This is a genomic window from Streptomyces sp. NPDC029151, from assembly GCF_055564315.1.
Map to the genome: position 1 here is coordinate 563,645 of NZ_JBVHWQ010000004.1, position 15,585 is coordinate 579,229.

The window sequence follows — 15,585 nt, forward strand, 5'->3', positions numbered from 1 at the left end:
CCCTGCCGCCGGTCAGCCGGTCGGCCCGTCTTTCCCCGTTGTTCCGTGTTGTTCCGTTCACGAGGCCCGGGACTGGATTTCCCGGGCCTCGTCGTATGCCCGGCGGGCGCTGAGCACGTCGTCCATGCGCTGCTGGGTCCACTGCGCCAGCGCCCGCACCTGCTCCGCCGCCTCACGGCCCAGCCCGGTCAGGGAGTAGTCGACGCGGGGCGGGATGACCGGCTTGGCGTCCCGGTGGACGAGACCGTCGCGCTCCAGGGTCTGGAGGGTCTGCGTGAGCATCTTCTCGCTGACCCGGCCGATGGCACGGCGCAGTTCGCTGAAGCGATGGGGACGGTCGAGCAGCTGGATGAGCACCAGCACCCCCCAGCGGCTGGTGACGTGTTCCAGAACGAGGCGGTGGGGGCACATGGCCTCGCCGTCGCCCTTGCTCGTACTTACCTTCACATCCGTACCTTACTTCAAAGTGGGTACTTTCCCGCAGTTAGCGCCTTCTTTATGGTTAGCACCAGACGCACCCGAGAAGGAGACCCCCTCATGAGCATCGTCGTCACCGGAGCCACCGGACACCTCGGCCGCCACGTCGTGGAGCAGCTGCTGGAGAAGGTCCCCGCGGACCACATCACCGCCGTCGTGCGCGACGAGGCGAAGGCCGCCGGCCTCGCCGCCCGCGGAGTGCGGCTGGCGGTCGCCGACTACAACGCGCCCGAGACCTTCGACGGGCTGTTCGCCGCCGGCGACAAGGTCCTGCTGATCTCCGGCAACGAGTTCGACAAGGGCCGGGTCGGACAGCACACGGTCGTCATCGAGGCGGCCAAGGCGGCCGGCGTGGCCCTGCTCGCGTACACCAGCGCGCCCGGCAGCCTGACGGCCGCGCTGGCGGACGACCACAGGGCCACCGAGCGGGTGCTGCTCGCCTCCGGCCTGCCCTACAGCCTGCTGCGCAACGGCTGGTACCACGAGAACTACACGGAGAACCTGGCGCCGGTCCTGGAGCACGGCGCGGTCGTCCAGGCCGCCGGGGACGGCCGGGTCTCCTCCGCCGCCCGGGCCGACTACGCCGCCGCCGCGGTCGCGGTGCTGACCGGCGAGGGACACGAGAACACGACGTACGAGCTGGGCGGCGACGAGGCGTGGAGCTTCGCCGAGTACGCGGCCGAGCTGAGCCGGCGGACCGGCAGGGAGATCGTCTACAACCCGGTCTCGACGGAGACCCTGACCGGCATCCTGACCGGTGCCGGGCTGCCCGCCCCGCTGGCCGGGGTGCTGGCGGGTGTGGACGCCTCGATCGAGAAGGGCGAGCTGGTCGTCTCCTCCGGCGACCTGTCCCGGCTGATCGGCCGTCCGACGACGCCGCTGGCCGAGGCGGTCTCGGCCGCGTTGAAGGGCTGACACCGGCATGCCGACCCGGCTGTCATGACCGTATGACGATACGGGCATGACAGCCGGGAAGCTCCGGCGTTACCTTCGTTCTCGCACGTCCAGAAAGGACGCGCGGGCAACGAGGAGGGGCCGTGGCCGGGACGTCCGAGGCTGAGCACCGAATAGGCCTGCTGAACGGCTTCGCCGCCTATGGGATGTGGGGGCTGGTCCCCCTGTTCTGGCCGCTGCTCAAACCCGCCGGCGCCATGGAGATCCTGGCCAACCGGATGGTGTGGTCCCTCGTGGTCGTCGCCGTCGCACTGCTCTTCGTACGGCGCTGGGCCTGGGCCGGAGAACTGCTGCGCCAGCCCCGGCGGCTCGGCCTGGTCGCCGTGGCGGCCGGCGTCATCACCGTGAACTGGGGCATCTACATCTGGGCCGTGAACTCCGGCCACGTGGTCGAGGCCTCGCTCGGCTACTTCATCAATCCGCTGGTCACCATCGCGATGGGCGTGCTGCTCCTGAAGGAGCGGCTGCGGCGCGTGCAGTGGGCGGCGGTCGCGATCGGTTTCGCCGCCGTCGTCGTGCTGACCGTCGGCTTCGGCCGCCCGCCGTGGATCTCGCTGTGCCTCGCCTTCTCGTTCGCCACCTACGGGCTGGTGAAGAAGAAGGTGGCCCTCGGCGGTGTCGAGTCGCTGGCCGCGGAGACCGCGATCCAGTTCCTGCCGGCACTCGGCTATCTGCTGTGGCTGACCGCGCACGGCGACGCCACCTTCCTGGGTCACGGCAGCGGACACGCCGCCCTGCTCGCCTCCACCGGCGTCGTCACCGCGCTGCCCCTGGTCTGCTTCGGCGCGGCGGCGATCCGCGTGCCGCTGTCCACGCTGGGCCTGCTGCAGTACCTGGCCCCGATCTTCCAGTTCCTGCTCGGCGTCCTCTACTTCCACGAGTCCATGCCCGTCGAGCGGTGGGCCGGGTTCGCCCTGGTCTGGCTGGCACTGCTCCTGCTCACCGGGGACGCGCTGCGCTTCGCACGACGACCTGAGCGGCTCACCGTGCCGACGGCCCGCACGGCCGAGTCCACGGCCTCGGCCCCGGCGGACGCCTGACGGCGCACACCCGCGCGGGAGGGGCGCGTGGGATGGGGCGCGCGGGATGGGGCGCGCGGCGGGCGGGAAGGACGCGGCGTGCCTCGAGAGGCGTGGCGGGCGGGAGGGGTGCGACCGGCCGGGCCGCGTGACCGGCAGGAGGACGCCACCGGCCCCGGGCACGTGCCCCACGGCAGGAGCACGACCGCCCAGGGCACGTGACAGATGGGAGGCACGCGGCGGACGCGGAAGAGGTCCCTCCGCCGAGGTGCCCGGCTATAAGTGGGGGTCATGAGCACACAGGCACCCGCCCCGCTGCACTGGAAGATCGTCATCGACGCGGCCGACCCGCACGCCCAGGCCGACTTCTGGGCCGCGGCCCTGCACTACACCGCCGAGGACAACAGCGCCCTCGTCGAACGGCTGCTGTCCCTCGGCGCGCTGTCCGGGGAGGCCACCGTCGAGTACCACGGCCGGCCCGCCTTCCGTGACCTGGTCGCCGTACGCCACCCCGAGGACCCGTACGACCCCGAGACCGGCACCGGGCTCGGACGGCGGCTGCTGTTCCAGCGGGTACCGGAGCCGAAGACCGTGAAGAACCGGCTCCACCTCGACCTCCACGCCGGACCCGAGCGGCGCGCGGACGAGGTGACACGCCTTCAGGCGCTGGGCGCCCGGGTCCTGCGCGAGGTGAGGGAACCCGCGGGCCAGTGGGTCCTGATGGCGGATCCGGAGGGCAACGAGTTCTGCGTGCAGTAGCCGACGGTCCGCCCGTCAGGCGACCCGGGTGCGCGCGCGGCCGTTCATCCCCGGGCCGCCGCCTTCGCCGCGCGGTCGGTGAGGCGGACCATGCGGGCGCGGGCGGACTCCAGCGGGCGCGGGTCGTCCGCGGCGGGGCCCGGCTCGGCGATGAGGTCCGTCCACAGGTCGATCAGGTCGCGGCCCAGCCGCAGGCCCTCCTCCGGGTCACGCACCGCGCGCCAGGCGGTGGCCGCGCTCTGCACGTTGCCGTAGGCGGCCTCCCCGTCCCTCGCCCGGCTGCGCAGCCGGGCGAGGTCCAGGGACAGCCGGAAGGCACGGACCGGGTCGTCGGCCAGGTAGGCGATGTAGGCGCGCAGTTCGCGCAGGTGCAGCACCTCCACGTGGTGCTCGCCGAGCACGGCGGACGCCTCCGTGAGGGTCCGGTCGGCCAGCTCCGCCGCCGCGTCGATACGGCCCGCCCGTACGTCCTCGTTGATACGGCTCATCGGCTCGGTGAGCAGCTCGGCACCCTCGGCCGTCTCGGTCAGCGGCCCGTCCCCCAGCACCTCCTCGGCCACCGCGTCGAACCCGCGGGGCGGAGTGGGCGTGGCGGTCGTGACCGGCGCGGCGGCCTCCTCCGGTACGGCGATGAGGGGCTCCGCCGGTACGGCGACGAGCGGCTCCGGCCGTACGGGGGCGACGGGTACGGCCGGTTTGGCGGGGACCGGGGTCTCGCCCATCGAGGGCGCCGGCCCGAACCGCCCGGTCGGCGCCTGCACAGCACCCGGCTGCACGGCCCCCGGTCCCGGAGCGGGCGCGGCGGGCACCCGCTCCGCCTCGCCCGTCATCCGGCTGGAACCGTCCGCCGAGACCTCCAGCGGCACGACGCAGCCGGCCCGGTCGTCCTGGACCGTGGCGCGTACGGGGGCGCCGAGGCTGATGGCCAGGCGCTGGAGGTGGTTCAGGACGGCCTGCTGGATCTCCTCACCCTCCACCGCCACGACCGACGTCCCGCCCACCGTCGCGTACCCCGGGCCGAACACCCTGACGGGCACCGTCGCCGGATACTCCACGGGCTGCTGCCGCTTCTTCTCGAAGCTGAGTCGAGCCATCGGTGTCCTCACTCCCCCGGCGTCGCGATCCGGTCGTACGCGTCCTGCCACCAGTGTGTCGGTTCCCCCCGGCTTCCGCGTCACGCCCACGTCACAGCCTCGCACCAGCACCACCCTGGCCAAATTTTATTGCGTATGCATAAGATGCACACGCCTTTATTCGGGGTACGACACGACGCACCTGGGGGACCCATGAACCGCCGCTTCCTCTTCGTCCTGGGCAGCGCCCGCCAGGACGGCAACACCGAACAGCTGGCCCGCGAGGCCGCCGCCCAGCTGCCCACCGGCGTCGAACAGCACTGGATCCACCTCGCCGAACACCCGCTGCCGGACTTCGCGGACCTGCGGCACGACGAGGACCACGTACGGCCGTCCGCGGACACCCCGGTCGGCCGGCTGCTGGACGCCACCCTCGCCGCGACCGACATCGTGATCGCCTCGCCGCTGTACTGGTACTCGGTGTCCAGCCTCACCAAGCGCTACCTGGACTACTGGTCGGCCTGGCTGCGCACCCCGGGCGTCGACTTCATGGCGACGATGGCCGGCCGCACCCTGTGGGGCGTCGCCGCGCTGGCCCATGACGAGCCGTCGGTCGCGGACCCGTACGTCGGCACCCTCAACAACTCGGCCGCCTACCTGGGGATGCGCTTCGGCGGGGTCCTGCTCGGCAACGGCAGCGCGCCCGGTGACGTACGCAAGGACACGGCGGCGCTGGCGCGCGCGAAGACGTTCTTCGCGCAGGACGCGCCTCTCGCGCGTTACCCGCACGAGACCGACGGCGTCCGGGCCGGTGCCGGCGCGCAGGGCTAGGCGCTGATGTCCTTCGCCGTGAACCGCGCCCACGCCGCCGAGCCGAACACCACCGCGTACAGCCCCTGGAGGCCGAGGTTGCGCACCAGGTCGTCCCAGTAGACGGGGTCGCGCACCAGGTCGGCGAAGGACAGCCAGTAATGCGGGAACAGGTAGGGCTGCACCGCGTGCAGCTGGGGTATCTGGTCGACGATCTGCACCGTGATGAGCAGCCCGACCGTGGTCGCCATCGCCGCGATGCCGCTGTTGGTGAGGGTCGACACGAACAGGCCGAGGGCCGCCACGCCGACCAGTGAGGCGGCGACGACCAGCGCGATCAGCAGGGCCCGGCCGAGTCCCTCGGCGAAGCTGATCCGGGTGCCGGATATCGTCGTCAGCTCGCCCAGCGGGAAGAGGAGCGCGCCGACGATCAGCGCGGAGACGGCGACGACCAGCGTGGCCAGCAGGCAGAAGGCCAGCACGGTCGCGTACTTGGTGAGCAGCAGCCGGGTGCGGCCGGCCGGGGCGACCAGCAGATAGCGCAGGGTGCCCGCGCCCGCCTCCCCGGCGATCGCGTCGCCCGCGACGACACCGACGGCCATCGGCAGGAAGAACGGCAGGGTCGCGGCGAGCGCGGTGAACACCAGGAACAGCCCGTTGTTGGTGATCTGTGTGATGAACGCCGGTCCCTCGCCGCTCCCGCCGCCGACCGGTCCGCCGCCCCGCGTCTCGATCCTGACCGCGATCCCGACCAGGACCGGCACCGCGGCCAGCACCCCGAGCAGGGCCAGGGTGCGCCATCGGCGGACGGTGGTGACCAGCTCGCTGCGCAGCAGCCCCAGGGCCCACAGCGGATTCGTCCGGCGCCCGGAGTCCGCCACCGGCACCTCAGCCCGCGACATCGAAGCCCTCCCCCGTCAGTGCCACGAAAGCGTCCTCCAGCGAGGCGCGTTCGACCGTCAGTCCCCGTACCCGGACGCCCGCGGCGACCAGGGCCGCGGTCACCTCGGCGAGGTCCCGCTCCGGCGGTTCGCCGGTGACCCGGTCGCCGTCGGCGGTCACGTCCCCGACGCCCAGTTCCTTCAGCAGGCGGGTCGCCTCCGCGCCGTCCGGGGTGGTCACCACCAGCCGGCCGCGCGCCCCGGCCGCGAGGTCCGCCACCGCGCCCTGGGTGATGAGCCGCCCCTGAGCCATGACCGCCGCGTGGGTGCAGACCTGCTCGATCTCGTCCAGGAGGTGGGAGGAGAGGAAGACGGTCGTGCCGTCGGCGGCCAGTTCCCTGATCAGCGTGCGGATCTCGCGCATGCCCTGCGGGTCGAGACCGTTGGTGGGTTCGTCCAGGACGAGCAGTCTGCGCGGCTGGAGCAGCGCGGCGGCCAGCCCCAGGCGCTGCTTCATGCCGAGCGAGTACGCCCTCGCCTTCTTGCCCGCGGCGGCCGCGAGGCCGACCCGGTCCAGTGCCGCGGCGACGCGGGCGCGCCGGGTGCGCGGGTCGGCGGTCGGGTCGGCGGCGTCGTAGCGCAGCAGGTTGTCCCGGCCGGACAGGAAGCCGTACAGGGCGGGGCCCTCGATGAGGGCGCCGACCTGCGGGAGGACCGTGCGCGCCGAGCGGGGCATGGGCAGGCCCAGCACGCGGGCGGTGCCGGCGGTCGGCTCGATCAGGCCCATCAGCATGCGGATGGTGGTGGTCTTGCCCGAGCCGTTGGGGCCGAGGAAGCCGAAGACGCTGCCCGCCGGGACGGTCAGGTCGAGACCGTCCACGGCGAGCTGTCCGCCGCGGTAGCGCTTGGTGAGACCGCGCGTGGCGATCACGCTCGCCGGCGCGTCCCCCGGGTCCGGCTGCGTGGCGGACGGTGCGTCCATCGGCTCCCCTCGAATCATCCGACGCGTCGTGCCCGACGGGTCACTTCGCCGCGTCGGCCGCCTTCACCAGGGCGTCCTTGGTCACCGCGCCGGCGTAGACCTTGCCGTCCTCGGTGATCAGGGCGTTGACCAGGCGCGTGGAGAACACCGTGCCCTTGCCGAACTTCCCGTCGACCCGCTCGCCGAGCGAACCGAGGAAGCCGCCGAGGTCGCCGCCCTGGGAGCCGGTGGGCAGGCCGCCCTTGGCGCCGGTGTCGACGGTCACCACCGACGTCCAGCCCTTGCCGAGGACCGTCGGGCCGCCCGCGCCCTTCAGGCCCCCGGCGAAGTCCTCGCCGTGCTGCGGGCCCCGGCCGTGCCCGGGGGCGTGCTCGCGCGCCTCGGTCTCGTCCTTCTTCTCGGTGACCTTCGCGCCCTTGGGCGGGGTGAAGTCGAAGGCGGAGGCGGCCGGCCTGGCGAAGGAGACCTGGGTGAAGCCCGCGTCGAGCACCGCGGCGCCGCCGCTCCTCGGGGTCAGGGTGAACTTCAGCGGCATGCCCGTCTTCGCGTCCACGGCGATGCTGATCGCGCCGACGGTGGTGCCGGACTGCTTGGGCTGGATCAGCAGCTTGTAGGCGTCGCGCCCGGCGACCTGCGCGGTGCCGTCGACGGTGACGGACGTGGTGTCGTCCACCGCCTTCAGGGCCTCGTCGGCGAAGTCCTTGGGCGTGGCCGGCGGCTCGGCCCGGTGGTCCTTGCCCGAGCCGGCCGCGGTGGAGTGGTAGACCTCGTTGCTCTTGCTGTCGTAGCCCCAGACGTCCTTGCCGTCGTGGATCAGGCTGTACTCGGCGCCGCGCTCCAGCAGGGAGAGCTTCTGCCGGTCCGGCCCGTCGGCGGCGACGCGCAGGGTGTGCGTGCCGGAGACCAGCTCGGTGAGCTTGGCCTGCGGGTCGGCCGAGGAACCGTCACCGGAGCCGCCCCGGCCCCCGCCGGAGAGCAGGCCGTCCTCCAGGCCGCCGAGGTCGGGCAGGCCAAGGTCGGTGCTGACCTTCACGGTGCCGGACAGCTGCTGCACGTCCGACTTGGCGATCTTCTCGATGAGCTGCTGTGCGCTGATCTTCGGCAGGTCGGGGTCACCGGAGTCGGCGAGCGCCGGGACCAGCCCGATCGTGACCGCCGCCACCCCCACCACGGCCACCGGAACGGCGTACCGGGCGGCCTTGCGCCGGCCGGAGCGCGACGCCTCGTCCTGCGCGGCGCCCACTGCGTCGTCGGATTCGTACGGTGCCATGTGTGCCTTACCTCCGTCGTCGGCGGCGGCTGCCCTCACGCTGGTCCGCTGGTTCACTGGTCCACCCTGAGCCGCCATTCTCACCCGAATCGGTGAGGAGTGGTGATTTCCGTGGTGTCCATCTGACCAAATCGGCCGTGAGGAGGCGTCAGCCCACGGAGGCAACTCCGGGTCCACCTGCGGTATGACACACGGCGCCGAACTCTCCACCCGACCCGTAGGGGTCGCGCGGGACACCGGCGCCCGTAGGCGTGGCCGGGCCGGTGAGGCGGCACGGTCGGGCCGGTGAGGCGGCACGGTCGGGCCGGTGGGGCGGCGTGGTCGGGCCGGTGGGCCGGCACGGTCGGCCGGCATGGCCAGCCGACTCGTTCGGCCGACTCGATCAGCCGGCGTGATCGCCGGCGTTGGCTGGCCGACTCGGGTCAGCCGGCGCGGTGCACGACCGCGTCGCACAGCTCCGTCAGGGCCGCCTTGGCGTCGCACTCGGGCAGCGGGGCGAGCGCGGCCCGCGCCTCCTCCGCGTACCGGACGGTGTCCCGGCGTGCCTGCTCCAGCGCGGGGTGCGCGCGCAGCGCGACCAGCGCCTCCGCGTGCCGGGCGTCGTCGCTGAGGTCGGAGTCGAGCAGCTCGCACAGCGCGATGTCCTCGGGCAGGCCCAGCCGGGCGGCCCGCTCGCGCAGTCGGAGCACCGGCAGGGTCGCGATGCCCTCGCGCAGGTCGGTGCCCGGGGTCTTGCCGGACTCGTGGGAGTCGGAGGCGATGTCCAGGACGTCGTCGGCGAGCTGGAAGGCCACCCCGAGCCGTTCCCCGTACTGGGTGAGCACGTCGACGACCCGCTCGCCGGCGCCGGACATCATCGCGCCGAACCGGCACGAGACCGCCACCAGGGAGCCCGTCTTGCCGCCGAGCACGTCCAGGTAGTGCTCGACCGGGTCACGGCCGTCGGAGGGGCCCGCGGTCTCCAGGATCTGACCGGTGACCAGCCGTTCGAACGCCAGCGCCTGCACCCGGACCGCCTCGGGGCCGAGGTCGGCGAGGATCTGGGAGGCACGGGCGAAGAGGAAGTCACCGGTGAGGACGGCGACGGAGTTGCCCCAGCGGGTGTTGGCGCTGTCCACGCCGCGCCGTACGGCCGCCTCGTCCATGACGTCGTCGTGGTACAGCGTGGCCAGGTGGGTCAGTTCCACGACCACGGCCGACGGTACGACGCCCGGCGCGTAGGGGTCGCCGAACTGGGCGGCGAGCATCACGAGGAGTGGCCGGAAACGCTTCCCCCCGGCACGCACGAGGTGCTGCGCGGCCTCCGTGATGAACGGGACCTCGCTCTTGGTGGCTTCGAGCAAGCCTTCCTCGACAGCCGTCAATCCGGCCTGGACATCGGCTTCCAGAGCCTGGTCCCGCACGCTCAGCCCGAACGGCCCGACGACGGTCACGAGGGGTCTCCTGTCTGCTGGTGTCTGCTGGCGATTACACGGTTTGTCGATAGGTCGCTGCCCTCACTCAAGTCAGCGTATCCGGTCCTGTTTCGATCACCGATAGCGCCCACCGGTCCACCCCGGGCGGCATCGGACCACGACCGGCATGGCCTTGATCACATAGTAAGAACGGACATTTATTGACTTAACAGCAATACGGGCACTGTTTCGCAACCTCTCCACACCGCCCTCTCCGCCACCTTAGGGGCGAATCCCCCTATTCCCCCATGCCCGATTTGAAGCGATTTGCCATTTCGTGAATTGGGTCACGCGCCCCGCATGCCCGAGCCGCACCCCACAGCCCCCGCGACCCCTTGCCGCACAAGCGAGTTGAGGCTTGGCAATCGCAAAGGATCAAGCACCCCATACGGCGTCGATCAAGGTCAAATCGCACGTTGTATGAATCCGGTACTTGTTCCCGACATGTGCTCTCGCATACGTTCCGGGCCGTCGGGCGGACGCCGAATCCTGCCGCCGCCCGCATAACCCATCGACGAACTCATTCGTACGGCAGGAGCGGGGGACCCCAGGTAACTCGCCGGGCCGGTCGGCACACGCCGTACCGGTACGGCTCGGGGTGAAGCCGTGCCTCTCCAGGGCGCGGCCGGGCACCTCCTCGCCCGAACCCGACAGCTCACCTCGCAGGCGCCGGAGAGGAACACCCCCATGCCCGCTGCCGTTCAGCACCGCCGCACCCGGAACAGCCGCCTCGTCCGCGCCCTCGCCGCCGCCGGCACCGGCGTCGCCGTCCTCGCCCTGCCGCTCATCGGCGCGACCAGCGCCTCCGCGGCTCCCAGCACCTCCACGACGGCCACCACCCCCGCCGGATACCCCGACAACCTGGACGGCTGGATCCGCGAGTCGCTCGCGATCATGGCCGAGAAGCACATCCCGGGCACCTACAACGGCATCTACCGCAACATCATCCGCGAGTCCTCGGGCAACCCGGCGGCCATCAACCTCTGGGACTCCAACGCCGCCAAGGGCATCCCGTCCAAGGGCCTGCTCCAGGTCATCGACCCCACCTTCAACGCGTACCACGTCGCCGGAACCTCGTTCAACATCTACGACCCGGTCGCGAACATCACCGCCGCCTGCAACTACGCGGCCGCGCGGTACGGGTCGATCGACAACGTCTTCGGCGCGTACTGACCGGCTCCGGCCGGCCGCCGCATCCTTCTCTGCCGATATGCCGGTCGGTCGGCGTCACGGTCGGGCATCGCGGTCGGTCATCGCGGTCGACCGGCCGTCGCCGCCGGCCCGTCGTCACCGTCGGCCGATCGTTACGGCCGGCCCGTCGTCACAGCCGGTCGTCACGGCCGGCCCGTCGTCACCGTCGGCCGGTCGTCACGGCCGGTCGTCACGGCCGGTCGTCACGGCCGGTCGGCCGGGAAGAGTCCTTCGAGGACGACGGCGATCCCGTCGTCCTCGTTCGACAAGGTGACCTCGTCTGCCACCGCCTTCAGTTCGGGGTGGGCGTTGGCCATCGCGACACCGCGCCCGGCCCAGTCGAACATCGGGATGTCGTTGGGCATGTCGCCGAAGGCGAGGGCCCGGTCGGCAGCCACCCCGAGCCGCTCGGCGGCCAGTGCCAGCCCGGTCGCCTTCGTCACCCCCCTCGGCTGCAGCTCCACGGTCCCCGGACCCGACATGGTGACCGTCGCCAGCGAACCCACCGCCGAGCGGGCCACCGCCGCCAGCTCGTCGTCGGACAGGGAGGCGTGCCGCAGCAGCACCTTGCTGATGGGCTCACGCCACAGATCGTCCCGCCGGCCGACGGCTACCGCGGGCAGCGTCGGATGGGGCATCCGGTAGCCGGGCTCGATGAGCGTGAGCCCGTCCACGCCGTCCTGGTCGACCGCCGCGTAGACCTGCCCCACCTCCGCCTCGATCTTGCCGAGCGCGGTCTCGGCCAGCTCCCGGTCCAGCCGGACCGACCACAGCAGACGGTGTGACCCGGCGTCGTAGACCTGCGCCCCCTGTCCGCACACCGCGAGCCCCGTGCAGCCGAGGTCCGCCAGTAACGGCCGCACCCGCGGCGCCGGGCGGCCCGTCACCACCAGGTGCCGGGCGCCGGCCCGCACGACCCGCGCGAGCGCGGCGAGCGACCGGTCGGAGACGGTGTCGTCGCCACGCAGCAACGTTCCGTCCAGGTCAGTGGCGATCAGCGCATATGCCGGGGAGGGTGCCATGATCAGAGAATACGGACACGGTTCCCCGCCGACTCACCTGTCTTTCCCCGCACTTACCCGCCGTACGGCCCCAAAGGGCGTTCGCGGACGCCGGGATGAGCACGTGCCTCCGGCACATGCGCCGGCCGGGACAGGCCGGTGCACCGCGACGGCCGCGCGCGGTGAACACCTCTCCGGAGTGCGTCACTGCCCAAGACATGCGAGTCGGCCGTAACGTGTGGCCCGATCACATGGAACGCCACGCCGTGCATGGCCCGGATGAGAGTGAGGCAGCACCCCATGCCCCCCTTCGACGTCCCCGAGGGCGACCCCTTCGGTCCGCACAACCTTCCCTATGGCGTGTTCTCGCCCTCCGGCAGCACGGAGCGGAGGATCGGCGTCCGGCTCGGGAACCACGTCCTCGACGCGGGCGCCACGGCCGCGGCGCTCGGCTCGCCCCACCAGGCGCTGCTCGCCCGGCCCACCCTCAACCCGCTGCTCGCCGCCGGCCGCTCCACCTGGTCGGACGTACGGCGCGCCGTCACCTCCTGGATCACGGACCCGGCACACCGCGAGACCGTCGAGCCGCTGTTCCACCCCCTGTCCGAGGTGACCCTGCACCTGCCGTTCGAGGTCGCGGACTACGTCGACTTCTACGCCTCGGAGAACCACGCCCGCAACGTCGGCCAGATCTTCCGCCCGGACGCCGAGGACTCCCTCACCCCCAACTGGAAGCACCTGCCGATCGGCTACCACGGCCGCTCCGGCACGGTCGTCGTCTCGGGCACCGACGTCGTACGGCCGTCCGGGCAGCGCAAGGGCCCCGGCGACCCCTCGCCCGTCTTCGGCCCGTCGATCCGGCTGGACATCGAGGCCGAGGTCGGCTTCGTCGTGGGCGTGCCCTCCCGACTGGGCAACCCGGTCGCGCTCGGCGACTTCCGGGAGCACGTGTTCGGGCTGTGCCTGCTGAACGACTGGTCCGCGCGGGACGTCCAGGCCTGGGAGTACGTCCCCCTCGGCCCGTTCCTCGGCAAGTCCTTCGCCACCTCCGTGTCGGCGTGGATCACCCCGCTCGAAGCGCTGGAGCACGCGCGCGTGGCACCCCCGGAGCGCACGCACCCGCTGCTGCCCTACCTGGACGACTCGGCGCCCGGCACCGAGCCCGGCGGCTACGACCTCCGCATCTCCGTCGCGATCAACGGCCATGTGGTCTCCGAGCCCCCGTTCTCCACGATGTACTGGACCGCCGCGCAGCAACTCGCCCACATGACGGTCAACGGTGCCTCGCTGCGCACCGGCGACCTGTACGGCTCGGGCACGGTGAGCGGCCCGGACGAGAACCAGCGCGGCTCCCTGCTGGAGCTGACCTGGAACGGCCGCGATCCCCTCGACCTCCCCGACGGCAAGCGGACGTTCCTGGAGGACGGGGACGTGGTGACCCTGTCGGCCTGGGCTCCCGGCGCGGACGGGCGCCGGGTCGGACTGGGCGAGGTCAGCGGGCGGGTCGTGACGGGCTGACCCGCGGCCGGTGGTGCCGGGCCGGCGCCGGCCCGGCACGGGCACGCGCGCGTGGCGGTACGACAACCGTCCACGCGCGTGTGCCACGGTCCGGCCGTATCGCCGCCGACACCTGACTCGCAGCGCCCGTCTTCGTCATACTGACGGGGACACGCACCGCGCGTGAGCCGCCGTCGCGTGCCGCATGCCCGGCACCACCCACACCCGCACACCTCGCCGACCAGGAACCGGAGCCCCGGCATGACCGTCTGCCTGCTCCTGCTGAGCGTCGTAGCCCTCACGGCCGCCGTACCGGCACCGCGCGCGCTGACCCGTGCCGCGTGGCCCGAGCGGGAACCCGTGGTCGCGCTGTGGGTGTGGCAGTGCCTGGTCGCGACCGTGCTCCTGTGCTGCCTGACCGCGCTGGTGCTGGGCGCGGCGGCCGTCTTCCACACCGTCCGCGACCGCGTGTTCGCCCCCGCGCCGCCCGCGGTCACCGCGGCCTACGACCTGTCCACCGCGCCGCTGTGGGCGGCGGCGCTCACCGTGCTGCTGGCCTGCGGGGCGGCCTGGACGACGGCGATGCTGGCCCGGGAACTCGTCGAGGCCCGCCGCAGCCGGGGCCAGGCCCGCGCGCACCTGCGTGAGCGCGCCCCCGAACTGCCGGCCGGGCTCCCCGCGGCGCGCGGGCCGATGCTGGTGCTGGAGGACGAGTACCCGGACGCCTGGTGGATGCCGGGACACCCGCCCCAACTGGTCGTCACCACGGGAGCGCTGCACCGTCTCACCGACCTCCAGCTGGACGCTGTCCTCACCCACGAGCGCGGGCACGCCCGCGCCCACCACGACTGGCTGCTGCACCTGTCCACCGCCCTCGCCACGGGCTTCCCGCGGGTGCCGCTCTTCGCCCACTTCTGCGACCAGACGCACCGCCTGGTCGAACTGGCCGCCGACGACACGGCGTCCCGCCGCTGCGGGCACCTCACCACGGCCCTCGCCCTGATCGAGCTGAACCAGCACCGGGGCGTCCTGTCCTGCGACTCCAGCCGCCGCCTGCTGGGCGAGCGGGTCGACCGCCTGCTGGAGCCGCCGCCGCGGCTGCTGCTCCGGCACCGGGCACTGACGACGACGGTGGCCGCGCTGGTCCCCCTGCTGCCGCTGCTGATCACCTTCGCCCCGGGCCTGACAGCACTGTCCTGACGCATTGTCCTGACGCTGTCCTGACGGCTCCGTCCCGGCTCTGACGGCACTGCCCCGGGCTCTGCCCTGACGGCACTGTCCGACCAGTCCGGCGGGTGGCAGATCTTGCCCCAGTCCGTGAGAAAACCCAGCTCAGCGGCCCGGACCCGGTGGCCGTACATGGCGCAACACTTCTGCAACACGCCATTCCCTACCGCATAGGTATGGTTCCAGCCATGCCAGCCACCGACCGCCCCCGAGACCACGCCGGGCAGGGCGCCGCGAGCACCGTCGCCGCCCATCGCGCACGGCGTCGGCTGCGGGCGGACCGGGCCCGGCAGCTCGCCGACCTGCTGCGCCGCCAGATCCTCACCGGCGCCTTCGGGGACGGCGCGTTCCCCCACGAGTCCACTCTCGCCACCGACTACCGCACCTCCCGCAACACCGTCCGCCAGGCCCTTGACCTGCTCCGGGCGGAGGGCCTGGTGGACCGGCTGCCGGGAGTCGGCACCGTTGTCGTCGCCCGGAAGTACCCGCACGGGCTCGACCGTCTGATGGGCCTCGCGGAAACCCTCCGCGAACACGGCCGTGTCACCAACGAGGTCCGCACCATGGGCCCCGCCCCCGCACCCGTCCCCGTGGCCGAACGCCTCCGCGTTCCAGCGGGCGCCGACGTCCTCTACATCGAACGCCTGCGCCGCCTGAACGGCCTCCCGCTCTCTCTCGACCTCACCTACATCCCGCTCGACATCGGTACCGCACTGCTCGGTGCCGACCTGGAGAACACCGATGTCTTCCGCCTCCTGGAAGCCATCACCGGCCAGCGCCTCGGCCACGCCGAGATCACCCTGGAGGCGGTGAACGCGGACGCCCACTCCGCAGCCGTGCTCCAGGCCCCGCGCGGTGCCGCCGCACTGATGCTGGAGCGCCTCACGCACCTCGCCGACGGCCGCCCCGTCGACCTGGAGTTCATCCGTTTCCGCGGCGACCGCATCACGATGAGCGGCCTGCTGCACCGGTCGTAACCGCCCCGCCTGC

The 15,585-nt window shown here is 72.4% G+C and carries 15 protein-coding genes and 1 riboswitch; of the genes, 8 read left to right on the forward strand and 7 right to left on the reverse strand.

The window, feature by feature from the left end; all coding sequences use genetic code 11:
- Positions 1–57: 57 nt before the first annotated feature.
- The gene (locus ACZ4VF_RS19120) at positions 58–411 is read right to left on the reverse strand and encodes a winged helix-turn-helix transcriptional regulator (RefSeq protein WP_356147518.1); all 354 of its coding nucleotides are present in this window, start codon (positions 409–411) and stop codon (positions 58–60) included.
- 126 nt (positions 412–537) lie between these two features.
- Here ACZ4VF_RS19120 and ACZ4VF_RS19125 point away from each other — a divergent pair, with 126 nt between their 5' ends.
- From ACZ4VF_RS19125 to ACZ4VF_RS19135, 3 genes are all read left to right on the forward strand, one after another.
- Positions 538–1,392 carry an SDR family oxidoreductase gene (locus ACZ4VF_RS19125; protein WP_467927177.1) on the forward strand — a complete coding sequence of 285 codons (855 nt, stop codon included), beginning with the start codon at positions 538–540 and terminating at the stop codon, positions 1,390–1,392.
- Between the two features lie 122 nt (positions 1,393–1,514).
- Positions 1,515–2,471: an EamA family transporter RarD gene (gene rarD, locus ACZ4VF_RS19130; RefSeq protein ID WP_467927178.1), complete on the forward strand. Its 957-nt coding sequence runs from the start codon at positions 1,515–1,517 to the stop codon at positions 2,469–2,471.
- Between the two features lie 270 nt (positions 2,472–2,741).
- Positions 2,742–3,209, forward strand: coding sequence for a VOC family protein (locus ACZ4VF_RS19135; RefSeq protein WP_467927180.1), 468 nt, complete (start codon positions 2,742–2,744; stop codon positions 3,207–3,209).
- Between the two features lie 44 nt (positions 3,210–3,253).
- Here ACZ4VF_RS19135 and ACZ4VF_RS19140 read toward each other — a convergent pair whose 3' ends face one another.
- Positions 3,254–4,303, reverse strand: a complete 1,050-nt coding sequence (locus ACZ4VF_RS19140) for a hypothetical protein (protein WP_467927181.1) — start codon at positions 4,301–4,303, stop codon at positions 3,254–3,256.
- A 192-nt stretch (positions 4,304–4,495) separates the two neighbouring features.
- Between ACZ4VF_RS19140 and ACZ4VF_RS19145 the strand changes: the two genes are divergently transcribed.
- Positions 4,496–5,113, forward strand: a complete 618-nt coding sequence (locus tag ACZ4VF_RS19145; protein WP_467927183.1) for a flavodoxin family protein — start codon at positions 4,496–4,498, stop codon at positions 5,111–5,113.
- Here the strand turns inward: ACZ4VF_RS19145 and ACZ4VF_RS19150 are convergent.
- The 4 genes from ACZ4VF_RS19150 to ACZ4VF_RS19165 all read right to left on the reverse strand — a co-directional run bounded on the left by ACZ4VF_RS19150 (position 5,110) and on the right by ACZ4VF_RS19165 (position 9,658).
- On the reverse strand, positions 5,110–5,994 hold the full coding sequence (locus ACZ4VF_RS19150; protein ID WP_467927184.1) for an ABC transporter permease: 885 nt from the start codon (positions 5,992–5,994) through the stop codon (positions 5,110–5,112). The two genes, ACZ4VF_RS19145 and ACZ4VF_RS19150, sit on opposite strands and share 4 nt — an antisense overlap.
- Positions 5,981–6,955, reverse strand: a complete 975-nt coding sequence (locus ACZ4VF_RS19155; RefSeq protein ID WP_467927185.1) for an ABC transporter ATP-binding protein — start codon at positions 6,953–6,955, stop codon at positions 5,981–5,983. The genes ACZ4VF_RS19150 and ACZ4VF_RS19155 overlap by 14 nt, the downstream gene beginning before the upstream one ends.
- Positions 6,956–6,995: 40 nt before the next feature.
- On the reverse strand, positions 6,996–8,225 hold the full coding sequence (locus ACZ4VF_RS19160) for a LolA family protein (protein ID WP_467927186.1): 1,230 nt from the start codon (positions 8,223–8,225) through the stop codon (positions 6,996–6,998).
- Positions 8,226–8,647: 422 nt separating this feature from the next.
- Entirely contained in the window at positions 8,648–9,658 is a 1,011-nt protein-coding gene (locus ACZ4VF_RS19165; protein ID WP_467927188.1) for a polyprenyl synthetase family protein, read from the reverse strand.
- A 523-nt stretch (positions 9,659–10,181) separates the two neighbouring features.
- Positions 10,182–10,361: riboswitch (cyclic di-AMP (ydaO/yuaA leader) on the forward strand.
- Positions 10,362–10,366: 5 nt separating this feature from the next.
- On the opposite strand from ACZ4VF_RS19165, the gene ACZ4VF_RS19170 reads away from it, so the two are divergent.
- Positions 10,367–10,852: a transglycosylase SLT domain-containing protein gene (locus ACZ4VF_RS19170; protein WP_467927189.1), complete on the forward strand. Its 486-nt coding sequence runs from the start codon at positions 10,367–10,369 to the stop codon at positions 10,850–10,852.
- 221 nt (positions 10,853–11,073) lie between these two features.
- On the opposite strand, the gene ACZ4VF_RS19175 is transcribed toward ACZ4VF_RS19170, so the two are convergent.
- The gene (locus ACZ4VF_RS19175) at positions 11,074–11,892 is read right to left on the reverse strand and encodes an HAD family hydrolase (protein WP_467927190.1); all 819 of its coding nucleotides are present in this window, start codon (positions 11,890–11,892) and stop codon (positions 11,074–11,076) included.
- Between the two features lie 279 nt (positions 11,893–12,171).
- Between ACZ4VF_RS19175 and fahA the strand changes: the two genes are divergently transcribed.
- The 3 genes from fahA to ACZ4VF_RS19190 all read left to right on the forward strand — a co-directional run bounded on the left by fahA (position 12,172) and on the right by ACZ4VF_RS19190 (position 15,572).
- Positions 12,172–13,389 (forward strand): fumarylacetoacetase, encoded by a 1,218-nt coding sequence (fahA, locus tag ACZ4VF_RS19180; protein WP_467927191.1) that lies wholly within the window; start codon positions 12,172–12,174, stop codon positions 13,387–13,389.
- Positions 13,390–13,629: 240 nt separating this feature from the next.
- The gene (locus ACZ4VF_RS19185) at positions 13,630–14,568 is read left to right on the forward strand and encodes a M56 family metallopeptidase (protein ID WP_467927193.1); all 939 of its coding nucleotides are present in this window, start codon (positions 13,630–13,632) and stop codon (positions 14,566–14,568) included.
- Between the two features lie 215 nt (positions 14,569–14,783).
- Complete coding sequence (locus ACZ4VF_RS19190; RefSeq protein ID WP_467927194.1) at positions 14,784–15,572, forward strand: GntR family transcriptional regulator; 789 nt, start codon at positions 14,784–14,786, stop codon at positions 15,570–15,572.
- Positions 15,573–15,585: the final 13 nt, after the last annotated feature.

What these genes read in the sequence shown, in the direction of transcription:
- ACZ4VF_RS19120 (WP_356147518.1), bottom strand. Translation starts at nt 411, where the DNA reads ATGTGCCCCCACCGCCTCGTTCTGGAACACGTCACCAGCCGCTGGGGG.
- ACZ4VF_RS19125 (WP_467927177.1), top strand. Translation starts at nt 538, where the DNA reads ATGAGCATCGTCGTCACCGGAGCCACCGGACACCTCGGCCGCCACGTC.
- ACZ4VF_RS19135 (WP_467927180.1), top strand. Translation starts at nt 2,742, where the DNA reads ATGAGCACACAGGCACCCGCCCCGCTGCACTGGAAGATCGTCATCGAC.
- ACZ4VF_RS19140 (WP_467927181.1), bottom strand. Translation starts at nt 4,303, where the DNA reads ATGGCTCGACTCAGCTTCGAGAAGAAGCGGCAGCAGCCCGTGGAGTAT.
- ACZ4VF_RS19145 (WP_467927183.1), top strand. Translation starts at nt 4,496, where the DNA reads ATGAACCGCCGCTTCCTCTTCGTCCTGGGCAGCGCCCGCCAGGACGGC.
- ACZ4VF_RS19150 (WP_467927184.1), bottom strand. Translation starts at nt 5,994, where the DNA reads ATGTCGCGGGCTGAGGTGCCGGTGGCGGACTCCGGGCGCCGGACGAAT.
- ACZ4VF_RS19155 (WP_467927185.1), bottom strand. Translation starts at nt 6,955, where the DNA reads ATGGACGCACCGTCCGCCACGCAGCCGGACCCGGGGGACGCGCCGGCG.
- ACZ4VF_RS19160 (WP_467927186.1), bottom strand. Translation starts at nt 8,225, where the DNA reads ATGGCACCGTACGAATCCGACGACGCAGTGGGCGCCGCGCAGGACGAG.
- ACZ4VF_RS19170 (WP_467927189.1), top strand. Translation starts at nt 10,367, where the DNA reads ATGCCCGCTGCCGTTCAGCACCGCCGCACCCGGAACAGCCGCCTCGTC.
- ACZ4VF_RS19175 (WP_467927190.1), bottom strand. Translation starts at nt 11,892, where the DNA reads ATGGCACCCTCCCCGGCATATGCGCTGATCGCCACTGACCTGGACGGA.
- fahA (WP_467927191.1), top strand. Translation starts at nt 12,172, where the DNA reads ATGCCCCCCTTCGACGTCCCCGAGGGCGACCCCTTCGGTCCGCACAAC.
- ACZ4VF_RS19185 (WP_467927193.1), top strand. Translation starts at nt 13,630, where the DNA reads ATGACCGTCTGCCTGCTCCTGCTGAGCGTCGTAGCCCTCACGGCCGCC.
- ACZ4VF_RS19190 (WP_467927194.1), top strand. Translation starts at nt 14,784, where the DNA reads ATGCCAGCCACCGACCGCCCCCGAGACCACGCCGGGCAGGGCGCCGCG.